At 53.1% G+C, this 15,262-nt stretch carries 14 protein-coding genes; 4 read left to right on the forward strand and 10 right to left on the reverse strand.

The features are described from left to right. Nucleotides 1-9 precede the first annotated feature (9 nt). The 9 genes from hisD to AWR27_RS04570 form a co-directional block, all read right to left on the reverse strand. Nucleotides 10-1,299, reverse strand: a complete 1,290-nt coding sequence (hisD, locus tag AWR27_RS04535) for a histidinol dehydrogenase (protein WP_077130100.1) — start codon at nt 1,297-1,299, stop codon at nt 10-12. A gap of 105 nt (nt 1,300-1,404) precedes the next feature. After that, a complete protein-coding gene (gene hisG / locus AWR27_RS04540; protein ID WP_077130101.1) occupies nt 1,405-2,256 on the reverse strand; it encodes an ATP phosphoribosyltransferase in 852 nt (283 codons plus the stop codon). A gap of 294 nt (nt 2,257-2,550) precedes the next feature. Beyond that, nucleotides 2,551-2,703 (reverse strand): hypothetical protein, encoded by a 153-nt coding sequence (locus AWR27_RS25465; RefSeq protein WP_198045095.1) that lies wholly within the window; start codon nt 2,701-2,703, stop codon nt 2,551-2,553. A 201-nt stretch (nt 2,704-2,904) separates the two neighbouring features. Then, nucleotides 2,905-3,891, reverse strand: coding sequence for a DUF4238 domain-containing protein (locus AWR27_RS04550; protein WP_077130102.1), 987 nt, complete (start codon nt 3,889-3,891; stop codon nt 2,905-2,907). A gap of 167 nt (nt 3,892-4,058) precedes the next feature. Continuing rightward, a complete protein-coding gene (locus AWR27_RS25180; protein ID WP_157579136.1) occupies nt 4,059-4,274 on the reverse strand; it encodes a hypothetical protein in 216 nt (71 codons plus the stop codon). After that, nucleotides 4,240-5,580, reverse strand: a complete 1,341-nt coding sequence (locus AWR27_RS04555; protein ID WP_077130103.1) for a spinster family MFS transporter — start codon at nt 5,578-5,580, stop codon at nt 4,240-4,242. Before AWR27_RS04555 ends, AWR27_RS25180 begins: the two co-directional genes overlap by 35 nt. A 131-nt stretch (nt 5,581-5,711) precedes the next feature. Next, nucleotides 5,712-6,356 (reverse strand): tetratricopeptide repeat protein, encoded by a 645-nt coding sequence (locus tag AWR27_RS04560; RefSeq protein WP_077130104.1) that lies wholly within the window; start codon nt 6,354-6,356, stop codon nt 5,712-5,714. Nucleotides 6,357-6,370: 14 nt separating this feature from the next. Beyond that, nucleotides 6,371-8,536, reverse strand: a complete 2,166-nt coding sequence (locus tag AWR27_RS04565; protein WP_077130105.1) for a TonB-dependent receptor — start codon at nt 8,534-8,536, stop codon at nt 6,371-6,373. Nucleotides 8,537-8,695: 159 nt separating this feature from the next. Beyond that, entirely contained in the window at nt 8,696-9,622 is a 927-nt protein-coding gene (locus AWR27_RS04570) for a LytTR family DNA-binding domain-containing protein (RefSeq protein ID WP_077130106.1), read from the reverse strand. 56 nt (nt 9,623-9,678) lie between these two features. Between AWR27_RS04570 and AWR27_RS04575 the strand changes: the two genes are divergently transcribed. The 4 genes from AWR27_RS04575 (at nt 9,679) to AWR27_RS04590 (ending at nt 14,544) form a co-directional block, all read left to right on the forward strand. Next, a complete protein-coding gene (locus AWR27_RS04575; protein WP_077130107.1) occupies nt 9,679-10,314 on the forward strand; it encodes a 7-carboxy-7-deazaguanine synthase QueE in 636 nt (211 codons plus the stop codon). A 14-nt stretch (nt 10,315-10,328) separates the two neighbouring features. Continuing rightward, nucleotides 10,329-12,269, forward strand: coding sequence for an OmpA family protein (locus AWR27_RS04580; protein WP_232325975.1), 1,941 nt, complete (start codon nt 10,329-10,331; stop codon nt 12,267-12,269). A 123-nt stretch (nt 12,270-12,392) separates the two neighbouring features. After that, a complete protein-coding gene (gene trxB / locus AWR27_RS04585) occupies nt 12,393-13,364 on the forward strand; it encodes a thioredoxin-disulfide reductase (RefSeq protein WP_077130109.1) in 972 nt (323 codons plus the stop codon). Nucleotides 13,365-13,476: 112 nt separating this feature from the next. After that, the gene (locus AWR27_RS04590; RefSeq protein WP_077133797.1) at nt 13,477-14,544 is read left to right on the forward strand and encodes a peptidoglycan DD-metalloendopeptidase family protein; all 1,068 of its coding nucleotides are present in this window, start codon (nt 13,477-13,479) and stop codon (nt 14,542-14,544) included. A gap of 72 nt (nt 14,545-14,616) precedes the next feature. Here AWR27_RS04590 and AWR27_RS04595 read toward each other — a convergent pair whose 3' ends face one another. Continuing rightward, nucleotides 14,617-15,246: a Uma2 family endonuclease gene (locus AWR27_RS04595; RefSeq protein WP_077130110.1), complete on the reverse strand. Its 630-nt coding sequence runs from the start codon at nt 15,244-15,246 to the stop codon at nt 14,617-14,619. Nucleotides 15,247-15,262: the final 16 nt, after the last annotated feature.

Consider the following 15,262-nt stretch of genomic DNA (forward strand, 5'->3'; position numbering starts at 1 on the left):
TAACCAATTTTACACCAAATTCGCTTCGGTCAGACTCGCCAGCCGGATGCTTACGGCGCGTTTGTGGGCGTCGAGCGATTCGGCTTCGGCCATCGCTTCAACCACCGGGCCAAGCACTTGCAACCCGTCCGGGCTGATGTGCTGCACCGTGATTTTCTTCACGAAACTATCGAGCGAAACCCCGCTGTAGGCCCGTGCAAAGCCGTTGGTGGGCAGGGTGTGGTTCGTGCCGGATGCGTAATCGCCTGCCGATTCGGGCGTGTAGTTGCCTAAGAAAATCGACCCGGCATTGATAATTTCGTCGGATACGGCTTCGGCATTTTCGACGCTCAGAATCAGGTGTTCGGCGGCATACTGGTTCAGCAAATCAATGGCGTCGGCATGGGTTTCGACCAGAATGGCCTTGCTGTTTTCGAGGGCTTTAGCCGCCAAATCGCGCCGGGGCAGTTTGCCGAGTTGCGTGCTCATCGTCAGGTTCACGCTGTTGATGAGCCGCTTACTGGTCGATACTAATAGCACCTGACTGTCGGCTCCGTGTTCGGCCTGTGAGAGTAAATCGGCCACCACAAACGCCGGAATGGCCGAATCGTCGGCATAAACGGCTACTTCGCTCGGCCCGGCGGGCATATCGATGGCGACGCCTTCTTTGGCAACGAGCATTTTGGCGGCTGTAACGTACTGATTACCCGGCCCGAAAATCTTGTAAACCTGCGGCACCGACTCCGTACCATAAGCCATAGCCGCAATGGCCTGCGCTCCGCCCAGCCGAAAAATTTTGGTAATGCCAACCAGTTTAGCGGCAAAGTAAATAGCCGGGTGGTTACTGGGCGTGCAAAGCACGACCTCGCGGCAACCCGCCAACTGCGCCGGAACGCCCAGCATCAGCACTGTGCTGAAGAGCGGGGCCGTGCCGCCTGGAATGTACAGCCCAACACGTTCGATGCCGACGCTTTTGCGCCAGCACGTTACGCCCGGCATGGTTTCGATTTTTTCGACCGTCTGCCGCTGTGCTTCGTGAAACGTGCGAATGTTCTGATACGCCTGCCGGATGGCCGCTTTCAACACCACTGAAAGCTGATTTTCAGCCGCGTCGAGTACGTCTGAAGTAACTTCGAGTTGGGTTGCATCGAGCGTCACTTTGTCGAACTGTTGGGCCAGTTCAACCAATGCAGCATCGCCACCGGCCCGAACGCGGGCCAGAATCGGAGCCACAACGGCCTCAATCTGCTCAGTCGACTGAACGGGCCGGGCCAGCAACGCAGGCCACTCGGCCCGGTCAGGGAAAGGAATGATGTTCATAGGCGTTGAGTGATGAGTGATGAGTGATGAGTGATGAGTAAACTAACGCCAGTAAAATACGGGTGCGTCAGCCACTCATCACTCATCGCTCATCACTCATCACTATCAATAAATCATTTTCTCAATCGGAATTACTAAAATACCTTCGGCACCAGCGGCCCGGATGGCTTCGATGTTTTCCCAGAAATCGTTTTCATTCAGTACCGAATGTACCGAACTCCAGCCTTCGGTGGCAAGGGGCGTCACGGTTGGGCTACGCATACCGGGCAACAGGGCCGTAATCTGCGGCAGTGCCTGATTGGGCGCGTTCAGCACGATGTATTTGCTGTTTTTGGCCGCCTGCACCGACTTGATCCGAAACAGCAGCTTATCGACTAACGCCTGTTTCTCAGCATCGAGTGCAGAGTTGGCAATCAGAATGGCCTCGGAGCGAAAAATAGTTTCTACTTCCTTTAGCCCATTGCTCAACAACGTACTGCCCGAACTAACGATGTCGCACACGGCTTCGGCCAGCCCGATGCTCGGCGCAATCTCGACGGAGCCGCTGATTTCATGGATATCAGCCTGAACGCCCTGTTCGGCCAAATAGTTGCCCAGCAGGTTGGGGTAGGAGGTGGCGATGTTTTTGCCTTGCAGGTCCTGAATACCGCCCCAGTTGGTGCCGCGCGGAATAGCGATGCTCAACCGACACTTCGAGAAGCCGAGTTTATGCACCGTTTGCACGGGCCGCCCGGTCTCAACGGCCACGTTTTCGCCTACGATGCCGAGGTCGGCCACGCCGTCTTCCACGTAGCCGGGAATGTCGTCGTCGCGCAGGAACAGGAACTCGGCGGGGAAATTCGACGAAACGGATTTGAGTTTGCCGGTGCCGTAATCGAAGCGGATACCGCACTCTTTGAACAACTGATACGAGTCTTCGCTGAGCCGACCCGATTTTTGAAGGGCAATACGTAACATGATTGACGAGGTACGAATTACGATGGGTGATGACTATCGCACTTCGTGGATGAGCCGTGAATACAGACTACCGGGTAGCTGCATTACCGCAGTGGAAAATTGACCGCAAAACTAAGGGAAATAACTGATTGGGCGCGTCGGCAAAGCAACGCAAAAGGGCAGCACGACTAATGGCCGCGATGATGGCGACGATGTCGGAAGAAGGAACAATTGGCCCGTGACGAAATCATGGGCGCAAAGGTAATGGAGAGAGGGGATTCTGGCAAGTGGGTTGGGGAGCTACTACCGCCGACTTTAACCGTTGTGAGCCTTACCCTCTTTGTCTGCAATGTATGCTTTGAATTGCTCGAAGGTCATTCCGTAGGAGTCTTTGGATATCCTTTCTTTGATGTCCCGGAAGGTCTTCACGGCATCAAACTCCTTCCCTTTTCTATCCTTCGTTTTCATAGCCTACAATATCTTTTGGTGAACGAATTTCGAGGGTTCCGTGACCAAGACGCAAGTTGACGGAGTTATATCCTCTGATTCTGAAAATGTTCACGATGTGCTTGAAGTTCCAACTAACCAAAATATCGACCTTACTCAAGGTAACTTGAGCCTTTATTTTTAGTCCCCATAACACCAAACGACCTGTTAACTGTAAGACTGTTATTTTCCATTAACTTTTATTGTCGGACGTTCTATTGTTATTTCCGTATTGATATCTCCGTTAGCTATTTTAAGCAGATTTATCAATTTAAAATCATTCTTTGAGGAATACACTTCGTCATTTGCCCAAATATATTGATAACAATTGTAGTGCCTCAATTCTGCATCTGTCAGAAAGGAAAATGTATTATTTTCAGCTTTGCTGTCGATGAATGTTTCTTCGTCCCAAATTGTCAAAATGATGCTTTCGCTTACGGGAAAGATAACTTCGACTCCCTTCATGGCAAATCCCTCATAAAAGGGGGCTTGGTTTTTAAGATGTGGTTTTAGCAGAATCGGATTGTCTGATGTGAAAACGGTATCGCTGGGGGCTATTTTATATTTCCAAATCTTCTTCACTAATTTGTCCTGAATGTCTGCGATTAGTTTTTCGTCTAAAAATATTTCGGAATGTAGCACAGGAGCATAGTCGTCTTCTCTGTGAAGTGCAAGAACTTCGCTACAATCAATATCCCCATAAATTCTCTTCATTGCGGACAATATCTCATTTCTTTCTTTTTGAATCTTTCTATTAGCATGCCAATACTTATCCCTGATATTTGGCATTCTTAAATACTGAATAGCTATCAAAGCCGCAAATAAATCTCGTTCTTTCGTACTAAAAATTTCAATTGATTCATTGTGGCTTGTCCATGTTGATGCTGCTCGTATTATTTTATTTAAAAGGCCAGAATAAAGGCTCTCAATCCTTTCTGATAAAACTCTCTTCTCAATGAAATTGCCGTCAATCTCGTTAAGGAGTTCCTGATTTATATAATTTTCGGGAATGGTGTAGAAATTATCCTGGTAAGCAATTTTAGCAATGCTTTGTGGGTAGCCTTTATTCTTGTTTTTCTTGCTGTAAACAAATACGAACTTGCCATTTTCAGAAAAGTTTTTCAAATAGCATTGAGGTATGAAATGTTGTTTAACGTATTCTTTTTGCATTGAAAATGTGTCGTTATAGCCTTACTAATAACTCCGAAATATACGTAAGTTTTGTGTTACCTTGTGATGATAGAAAAACTTTAATTAGGCGGATAAGTTACTTCTCTCTCTTTAAACATCTGTGAATCAACACAATAAATTTTCTATATGACATCATCTTGTAAGCATTACAAAATAGACATCCCCTCATACACCTCCGCCACCGACAACGTTAGCCCCAACGCGTGTAGCGTGAACGAATCGCTTAGCTCTGTGTAAAATGCATATTCCCATTTAGTGCCGGTGCGCTGATAGACTTCTACGAGCGGTTCGGTTTTCAGGGGGTGCGTGAAAATACAAAAATCCGTGTCAAATCCGCTCCATCCGTATAATCCGTGTGCCATCAGATAGAAACGCGCCCCGCGCCCAGGCGTAGCTGAGCAACGATAGCACACTGCCGCCTAAAATGACAATCGACAGCGACCAATGCACGGCCTGTTCGTCGTGGAAAACGTAGTCGGTGAGCAGGGCCACGAGCGTGGGTCCGAAGCCGAGCGCCAGCAGGTTCAGAACAAATAGATACACCGCCGAGGCCATGCCCCGCGCCTGATTGGGCATGATAGCCTGAATAGCCGCCGACGATGCGCCCAGCGGAAAGGCAACCAGAAAGCACGGAAACGCGAGCAGTGCAACGGCTACGGTTGGGTTGGGAATCAGGCAGATGCTCGAACTCAGCAACAGCCCCACGGCAGCAATCAGCCCAACCCGTACTTTGCCATCAGCGTGACCCCGCCGAACGTAATAATCGGCCAGTCGCCCGCCCAGAATGATGCCCGCCGTGGAGAAAAACGTAATCAGCAGGCCGTATAGCAAACCAATCTGACCCGGCGTCCAGCCGAAACGGCGCACAAAAAGCGTTGGTATCCAGGCAGTACAGGCGTAAGCTACCAGCGCGGTAAACGTGATACCGAACGTGACGCCCAGAAACCCGCGTCGCCGTTGACCGATGAGCCGGAATACATCGCCTATAGAGAGCGTTTGTGTTTGCCCGGCGTTGTTGGTCAACAGGTTACGCCGGGCCGGTTCGCGTACAAACCACCGCACCAGCGCGGCCAGCAGCAGTCCCGGCAGACCGATGTAAAAAAATAACAACTGCCATGAGAACACCTCGCCCACTACGGGCAGCGTAACCGTTGCCGGGCCGCTACCCATACCCACCAATGCGGCTCCAATCAGCACGGCCAGCCCCGAGCCGAGGTAAACCCCCGCCGAATATACGCTGATGGCCGAAGCTAATTTCTCTTTCGGAAAATAATCCGACAACATCGAATAGGCCGCCGGCGACAGGGCCGCTTCGCCTACGCCCACGCCAATCCGGGCCAGAAAAAACTGCCCATACCCGCCCACTACGCCACAAAGCGCGGTCATCAGACTCCAGACCGACACGCCCCACACGATAATGTCGCGCCGGTTGGCCCGGTCGGCGAGTCGGCCAATGGGTATGCCCAGCAGGGTGTAAAACAGGGCGAAACTCAGGCCCATCAGCAGGCTCACCTGTGTGTCGGTCAGGTGCATATCGCGTTTGATGGGGCCGACCAGCAAACTCAGAATCTGCCGGTCGATAAACGACGATACGTAGGCCAGCATCAGGACAAAAACAACAGTCCAACTGTAGCGAAGTGAAGGGTTGTCTGAACCTGGATTAACCATGATTCTCTGGATTGACAGGATTTTTTCAGAGAACCCGGAAACGCCTGATTTCTACTACCGACGTTGCACTGTTTAAGCCCTACGGGCTAATTTAATAGGTTTTTATCTTGTAACGGGGCTTCTCAGCCGCGTTACTTGCTTTCGCACATCGTTACCAGCCGTTTGGCACTGCCCCGGCCCCAGGTGGGCTGAATGCCGGTTTGTGGTTCTGTTTCATAAATGGCCTTTGCTTTTTGGGCTAACTGGCAGGCCACCGCTTTGTCGCCACCGAAGCCAGCCGGGGCTGTATTGCGAAGTTGCGCCAGCACCACCATAGCGCGGGGGTTGTTCGGGTTTTGCTGGAGCGCGCGTTGCAGGGCGTCGGCACCGAGGGCTGAATATTTAGGACCTCGCCCCATGAAATCGACGTTGATACGGGCGAAGTGAACAGTTGCCAGCAGTACCGATACTTCTGAATTATTGGGGCTGAGCGAATCGGCTTTCTGAGCGAAGGCTTCGGCCTGATCGGCCCAGCCATCGACGCGGGCCTTGTCAGGTTCGTTATTTGCCATACTCGTGGCACACATCCCGGCGTAATAGTACGGCAACCACTGCGTTTTTTCGGCCTGGGCAATCCGCCCGAATGCGCCCATCAGCGACTGTATTGTTGGTATCGAACGGGCCGTGTCATAGGTGGCAACGTTCTTTTCCATTGCTTTCAGGTATTTGTCCGATTGAGCAAGGGTACTGGTGCTGACGATCAGCAGTGTGGCGAGGGTAATGAGGTTGGTTTTCATGGTTTCTGCTTAGTTTATAATTGACTGTTGATAATCTCCTGCCGACGGTCGACGCCGATGTTTACGAACAGGCCGACGAAAACGAAGGGGTTGTGGTTGGGCATGATGGCTTCGCGCCGGGCCGGATTCGTAGTCGAGTACGTATAGCCGAAAATCTGTTGGTTGCCCAGCACGTTGCTCACCGTAAGCACCAGCACCGACTGTGTTTTGCGGATGCTCATCAGGTGCGCTACGTTCAGGCCGAGGTTGTGAAAAGCGGGCGTCCGGTCGGTCATAAATGCCTGATCGGGGCGGTTCGGATTGGCGTAGGGGCGACCCGATGCCACCGTATAGGCCAGGCCGACGTTGGTTTTGATGTCGCTAAAGAAGCGTTTGACTACGAGCGAGGCCGTGTGCCGGGCTGCAAACGAAGGCTGCACCAGCGCGGGGTAGTTCAGAAATTGCCGCTTTGTGTCCAGAAACGAGTACGATACCCAGTAATCAACGCCTTTGACGGTTTTCTTATCGCGGAAAAATAACTCGAACCCCTGCGCGTAGCCCCGGCCATTGTTCGCCAGCGTAGGCGTCGTTGTAATCAGGTCACTATACTTTTTGTAATAGGCTTCGGCCCGGAAGGTGCGGTCGTTGGCGGTCTGCTGATAACTCACCTGATAATGATCGGCGCGGCTGAAATTCAGCGCATTGGATTGTAGCAGAAACGGGCGTTCGGGCTTCTGGTAAAACTGTCCGAACGACACCGACAGTAGGCCGTTGTTGCCAGCACTGTAGCCCAATGCCAGCCGGGGAGTCACGTTAGCCCGATCCAACAGCGACGAATACTCGGCCCGGACGCCCACCCGCGCCGACAGGCGGTCGGTCACGTAGGACTCGGTCTCGGCAAACACGGCACTGAGCGCGTCGGTGTAGCGCAGGTCATTGCGCTGCTCAGAGGTGTAGAGCATCTCCTGACCTATGTGCAACCGGGTACGGTTCAGCACCAGTTTGGAGAACACATTCCGCACCTGCCATACCGATGACCGGTCGGCCAGATTAACGGTTGAATCAGGGCGAGCATCGCTACCCGTGAAGGCTACCACACGCGTGTTATCGAGGTTGCGGCCATAGGCAAGTCCGGCTTTCCAGGTCCAGCCTTTCGGTAGCAACTGTTTGTACGTCAGATTACTATACAGATTCTGGTTTTGGAGATTAATCCGGTTGGTCACGCCCTCGAAGTCGAGGTTGGCCCGGTCGATGGTCATGTTGCTGATGCCGCCGTTGACCATCAGTTTGAGCAGACCACCGTTCTTGAATTGATGCCGAAACAGGCCGTTGCCATCCCAGAAACGCGGGGCCTGCGGGAAGTTGAACCGCCCCGGATTGAGTGCGTTATACAGGCCCAGATTCGTGTGGCTAAGGGTGCCGCCGTAGCTCGTTTTTCGGTCGCGGCTTACCTGCGTCAGGCCCGCGCTGCCCAGAATGGGCGAGATGCTGAGTTCGGCACTGCTTTTCAGGGGAATATCTTCGGTTTCGAGTACCAGAGCCGACGACAGAGCCTGCCCGTACTGCGCCGAATAGCCGCCTGTCGAGAAAAACGTTCCTTTGAACAGGCCCGGCTGGAACCGGCTCCGGGCGGCTAAGTTGGCCGGGCCGCTGTATGTGAAGTTGCTCACCAGCAGTCCATCGATAAATACATTCGTTTCGGTGCCGGTGCCGCCCCGCACAAACAGGTCGCCACTTTCGCCCACAGCCTGCGCACCCGGCATGGTTCTGAGGGCCGACGTGATGTTGCCATCGGTGGCGGTGGTCAGTACTTCGAGCGGGCTGAGTACGGTGTATTTATTTTTGTCGGTCAGGTCGAACAGGCGCGGGCGAACCGTCACGTTGGCGAGGGTAAACGACTTGGTGGTTAACACCACGTTTAGTTTCAGCGTCGGCTTGCCGTTGAGTTCTACGCGCTGCGACACGTCAACGAAGCCGGTGGCTTTGGCCGTGAGCGTAAACGTGCCGACCTCCGACGTCTCGAACGAAAATTCGCCTTTGTCATTGGTCGTGGTTCCGTCATACGTGCCGTCGAGTGTGAGGCTGACGTTGGCAATGGGGTTAACATTGTTGTAGGTCACAACCCCCGACACGCGGGTAGTTTGGGCCGATAGCAGGCGGGGCAGTAACGAAATCAGCAGTAAAACAACGAAGCGATTCATGACCGAATGAGTTTGTCGTGGCGAATTGCCGTGACAAACATGGCGGGCCGATTTCATCCCCGCAAGGGCGTGGGATGGGTGTCAAACAGCAAGGGATAAAACGCCCTGTTTTGGGCTAAATCGGAAGTTTTGGGACAAATGGGAAGGCTCGCACCAGTCTTACGCCAGCCGCTCGAACCGGGCGTTGAACGAGTCGAGATAGGAGCGGGACACGGGTATTTTGGTCTGAATGCCCGTCAGGGTGAGCTGGTAGCCCCGTGCATTTCCTTCCGTTTGCACTACGGCGTCCAGGTTAACCAAAAACGCCCGGTGGCAACGGAAAAATTGCGGGTGGCCGGTCAGCTTATCGGCTACTTCTTTCAGCGTGGAGCGCAGTACGCTTTTCTGTAGTTGAGAGCCGTTCAGCCAATGCACATCGACGTAATTGCCGACCGATTCTACGTACAACAACTGACCCGGCTGGAGGGTAAGCCGTTCTTTCCCGCTCTCGGAGATGAGTAAAATCGGGGTAGGCTGCGTAGCGGTCTGGGTTTGTGGCGTAGTAGCCGGAAGGGAAACGGGCGTTTGTGGCGTGCGTTGGTGCAATTGCCCGTTCACCACCTGCGCCTGCGCGAGATTGCGCTTCAGCCGCCGTTGTTCGGCTACGAATACGCCGAGCATAATCGGGAAAAAACCAATGGCCGTAACCAGCAGGTACATCTGCCCAAACGAGGGCCTACCTGCCTCTAAGAGCGTTAAAACCAATTGGTTGCTGACGCTAATCAGAAACAGCACGAGCAAGGTATGGATAATATGCCGCCCCACCGTCCAGCGATCTTCGTCGTAAAAAACGGGCAGTAATTTGGGGATGATTACATTAGCCAGAATGACCATTACTACGCAACCCACTGACATCAGGCCGACTACTGCCGTGTCGCCCAGTCGCCGGAAACTACCGTTTAGTAAGCCTACGAACAGGAAAACATACAGACCCGATTGTAGGGCCAGCCGTACCTGCGTTTTGGCATCGAAGTTTTCGGCAAGGGGGCGGTTCAGGAAGGAGCGAAGCATGACAGCAAAAATAGTGACGCGGCTGGAAAGCCGCATGATTCGGTTCGGTTTATAACCTGCGGCTTTCCAGCCGCGTTACTGTATCTTTGTATATGGTTTCTGAACAGCAACAACAAACAAGACAGACCAACACGTTGCCCGTGATGGAAGCATTCTATACGCTTCAGGGCGAAGGAGTGCACACGGGCCGGGCCGCTTACTTTATCCGGCTCGGCGGCTGCGACGTGGGTTGCCATTGGTGCGACGTGAAAGAATCGTGGGACGTAAACGCCCATCCGCATCATACGGTTGACAATATAGTGGCCGGGGCACTTGACTATCCTGGTCGGCTTGCGGTAATTACGGGTGGCGAACCGCTTATGCACGACCTGACCAACCTGACCGCAGCCCTGCAAACGGCGGGTTTCCAGACCAATATCGAAACATCGGGCGTATGCGAGGCCGTAACGGGTTCATGGGACTGGATTTGCTTTTCGCCCAAGAAGTTCAAGAAGCCCAACCCGGCCATTTTTGAGCAAGCCGACGAGTTGAAAGTGATTGTGTATAACCAGTCGGATTTCGCCTTTGCCGAGTCGTTTGTGCCGTTTTTGCGACCCGGTTGTACGTTGTTTCTGCAAACAGAATGGAGTCGTTCCAATGAAATGCTGCCCCGCATCGTTCAGTATATCAAAGAACACCCCCAATGGCAGCTCTCGTTACAAACGCACAAATATCTGGACATACCTTGAGTGAAAAGTTAATAATGAAAAGTGAAAAGTGGCGATTCGTATGGCTACTCACTTTTCACTTTTCATTATTAACTTTTCACTCGTCACTCTATGCGCAAAGCGCGAAGGCCAAACAACTTTACGACCAGTCGATTAAACTGTTTGGCGAACGGCGGGCCAATGAAGCCATTCCGTTTATGGAACAGGCTCTGAAAGAAGATCCAAATTTTGCGGATGCACACCTCAAACTGGGTCAGTTGTATGAGTTCACGAAACGGTATGAACCGGCCATTACCGCCTACCGAAATGCCGTTCGGTTGCAACCCGACAGCCCGGCCTCAGGAGCAGCTTATCAGTCGTTGAGTAACACCCTGCTGCGGCTGGGGCGGTACAGCGAAGCAATTCCATATCTCGAAAAATTTCAGACCCTGTTTGCCGCGCAGTCGGCGCAGGGACAGCGGATTGCCCGGCAGCTCGAAACGGCCCGGTTTGGGCAGGATGCTCTCCAGCACCCCCAGACAGTTGACCCTAAACCGCTGTCGTCGGTGCTGCAAACCACGCCATCGCAGTATTTTCCGGTGCTGACCGCCGATGAGCAAACGCTGGTGTTTACAGTGCTAAAACCCGAAGGCGACGAGGACCTGATGACCGCCAGCTTCAACGGTGAAACGTGGTCGCCCCCCATATCGCTCTCGCCCAACATTAACACGCCCGAAAATGAAGGTACGCCCAGCCTGTCGGCAGACGGGCGTATGCTGGTCTTCACTGCCTGTCAGGGACGCAAAGGTTTTGGTAGCTGCGATTTGTATGTGAGCCGCAAAACCGGCGATAGCTGGTCGACTCCCGACAACCTCGGCCCCACCGTCAACACCCGCTACTACGAATCGCAACCCGCGCTCTCGGCAGATGGGCGTCAACTTTATTTTGTATCCGACCGGCCCGGCGGACGCGGTCGGCGCGACATCTGGCGCAGTGACCTCGACGCTACCGGCAACTGGACCGAACCCGTCAACCTCGGCGAATCGGTCAACACACCCCAGAACGAAGCATCGCCGTTTTTGCACGCCAATGGGCAAAGCCTGTTTTTTGCGTCGGATGGGCATGTCGGTATGGGTGGCTACGACCTGTTCGTGAGCGACTTCGACGTATCGTCGGGGTGGTCGGCTCCGTCGAATTTAGGCTATCCTATCAACACGTCGGAAGATCAGGCGTCGCTGTTTGTGGCGGCCAATGGCACGCGGGCGTACTACTCATACGAGGAACAGAAAGAGGGCGTGTCGCAGAAATCGCGGCTGTATGCCTTCGATCTGCCCGAAACCCTGCGCGAGCGCGTGAAACCTGTAAGCTATTTGAAAGGCATCATAGCCGATGCCCGCACAAAAAAACCGTTGCCAGCCACAGTAGAACTAATTGACCTGAAAACCAACGCAGTAGTCTCGCGGGTGCAGGCCGACGCGCAAACGGGGCAGTACACGGCCATACTCCCGACCGGGGGTGAATACGCGCTCTATGTCAATATGCCAGGGTATCTGTTTAAAAGTTTGTCGTTCGATTTCACGCAGCGTACAAAAGGGGAGCGGTCTGTCGGTACGGGCGTAGCACTGAGCGTACCGCTCGAACCTGCCGTGTCGGGCGCAACGGCCAAAGAAACGTTGAATAACCTCTTTTTTGAAACGGGCCGCTACGACCTGGCCGACAAGTCGCGCACGGAACTGGACCGGCTGTCGGCATTTTTAAAAGCGAATCCGGCCGTAAAAGTTGAGATTTCGGGCCATACCGACGACCGGGGCGATGCAGCCGCCAACCTCACACTTTCGCAGAAGCGGGCACAGTCGGTAGTGGCCTATCTAACAGGTGCAGGCATCGATGCGGGCCGAATCCGGGCCGTAGGTTACGGCAAAACGCGCCCCCTCGCGCCCAACACCTCCGACGAGAACCGAAGGCAGAACCGGCGAATTGAGTGGCGGGTGTTGTAGAGAACCCCCCGTTTTACTTTGCTTTCCAGCGAAATTTTTTCAATTTTGCGTATGTTGTCTTTTTAGAATCGTTTTAAGCAAACGGTTTTTTCAGCTATCTGACAACATTTTGTTTCTTCCGCAATGACTCCCGAACACGTTAAGTGCCTGATTATCGGCTCCGGCCCGGCTGGCTATACAGCCGCTATCTACGCAGCCCGCGCAAATATGCAACCCCTTCTGTACCAGGGTACTCAACCCGGCGGACAGTTGATGATTACAACAGAAGTCGATAACTTTCCGGGCTATCCTGATGGCGTACAGGGGCCGCAGATGATGCAGGACTTAGAGAATCAGGCGCGCCGGTTTGGTACTGATATTCGATATGGCATGGTTACGAAGGTAGAACTGGTAGAAAACCCAGGCCATGACAATCCGCACCAGGTTACTGTCGATGATCATCATATTATTAAAGCCGATAGCATTATTATCTCTACAGGGGCATCGGCCAAGTGGCTGGGCCTGCCATCGGAAATGCGGCTCAACGGACACGGGGTTTCGGCCTGTGCCGTTTGCGACGGATTTTTCTTCCGGGGGCAGGACGTAGCCATTGTGGGCGCGGGCGATACAGCCGCCGAAGAAGCCAGCTATTTGGCAAACCTATGCCGCAAGGTGTACATGCTGGTGCGTCGGGGCGAAATGCGGGCGTCGAAGTTCATGCAGAAGCGTGTACAGACGGCCCCTAACATTGAAATTCTGTATCATACCGAAACCGAAGAAATTCTGGGCGAACATGCTGTAGAAGGGGTTCGGGTGAAGAACAATGTAACCGGCGACGTTAGCGTTTTGAACGTGACCGGCTTTTTCGTGGCAATTGGTCACAAACCCAATACCGATATTTTCCGGGACTACCTCGACCTCGACGCGAATGGCTACATTCTGACCGAGAAGGGCAGTACCCGCACGAATATACCCGGCGTCTTTGCCTGTGGAGATGCTCAGGATAACGTTTATCGTCAGGCTGTTACGGCTGCCGGAACCGGTTGCATGGCTGCTTTGGACGCTGAACGCTACTTAGTCACATTAGAAATGCAGGACCAGGAACTTGTTCATTAACACTAAACGGGTTGTAGGGTGAAAGGGGCAAACGGTGTAAGGCTGGAAAGAATATAAAAAACACGTTCCAGCCTTGCACCCTGCACTTTACACCTTGCACCTTCTCGTAATTATGAGAAAAACCGCTACACGGTGGCTACTGGCCGTTGGATGCCTGTGCTTAGTCGTATCGGCTGAGGCTCAAGAGCGCGGACGCTTCAAAAACAACCTGAAGATTACCCCAAAAAATCAGTACAATCCCTCTCCATCGGTCGTTGAGCAGCCCCGAAAAGCGGACGATCCCTTCGAGCAGGAAACGACACAACTGCGTTTTAACAACCAGTTTGAGCCGAAAAAAGAACTTAACCCGGTGGTCAGTGAAGATACAAGCCAGATCGACCAGGGCGAAACCAGCGTTGTTGAAGTCATTGATTCGGTGCTGGTTGGGAATGAATGGGTGAAGATTGCTGACTATTACGCTGTTTGGGATTCGCGCAACATTAACCCGTATGGTATCGACCCGCGTGAATTCAACGAGGCCATCGACATTAAACTCTACGACCCGCCAGCCAACCATTACTGGTCGGCCCCGCTCAATGAGGGGAAAATGACATCGAATTTTGGGTATCGCTGGGGCCGCTGGCATACCGGCACCGACCTCGATCTCGAAACCGGCGACCCGGTTTATGCTGCCTTCGATGGTATTGTACGGGTTGTAGGCTGGGATGGTAACGGCTACGGGCGTTACGTGATGGTACGGCATTACAACGGTCTCGAAACACTTTACGGGCACCTTTCCAAACAAACGGTTGAGTCGGGTCAATTGGTAAAAGCGGGCGATCAGCTTGGTTTGGGCGGTAACACGGGCCGCAGCTACGGCGCACACCTGCACTTTGAGACGCGCTACGAAGGCAACCCCTTTAGCCCACTAAACATTTATTCGTTTCCGGCCAACACCATCAATTCCGATCATTTTCTACTGACCAGTGCCGTTTGGGATTATCTGCGCGGTGGCCGCTCGGCAGGTTCGGAAAGTGTGGCCCGCCCGCGCCTGAAACGAACGGTGCTGCACCGGGTGCGGTCGGGAGAAACACTTAGCTCGGTAGCCAGCCGCTACGGTATGTCGGTGTCGGCGTTGAAGCGCAAGAATCATATGTCGGGTTCACGGCTTCGGCCCGGTCAGAAGCTGCGGGTGTATTGATTTGAGACGTATTATTCAGTGAAAAGCCGCCAGAACAGTGTGTTTGGCGGCTTTTTATGCGTCAGGTCGTTGTTATTCTTCGTCGGGCAGGTCGGCGAAAATTTCCTGCAACGGTATGTCAAACAAGTCGATGCGGGCCACGTCGGTTAACTGATAGTAATTGGTCTGGGTCCAGACGTTTGGCGATTCGGTTCGCCGGAACGTGCTGACCGACAGCTCGAATCGGTCAATGAACACGATCTCTTGTAAGCTGTCTATCTGCTCATATTTGGGCAATTTATGACTAAGGTCATAAGCCGCCGTCGACTCAGACAATACCTCAACAACCAGATACGGGTTTGTGATTATGGCGTTCGAGCCACTACGAAAGGCTGGTTTGCCCTTCACCACTGTTACATCAGGATTATAATAGCCTCTGCCCTCACGTTTCAATACGCCTACATTGCTGCCAGCCACGTAGAAGCCTTTGCCTTTTACTACTGATTTAAGCAAAGCAATGATGTTTCCCACCAATAATTCGTGGATGAAGGCAGCTAAGCCCATAAAAATAATCTGGTTGTTGTGGTATTCGATACGGTAGGGAGCATCGGGCAGGTAGTCCATAAACTCGTCCCACGATGCCGGAATCGCCACCATACGCCCAGCATCAAGTTTTGCTACCTGTGCTTCAGTGAGTTCTATCTTCTGTGCGGTCGCTTCCATACAGTGGTAAAGGTAC

Source organism: Spirosoma montaniterrae, assembly GCF_001988955.1.
GTDB classification, from domain to species: domain Bacteria; phylum Bacteroidota; class Bacteroidia; order Cytophagales; family Spirosomataceae; genus Spirosoma; species Spirosoma montaniterrae.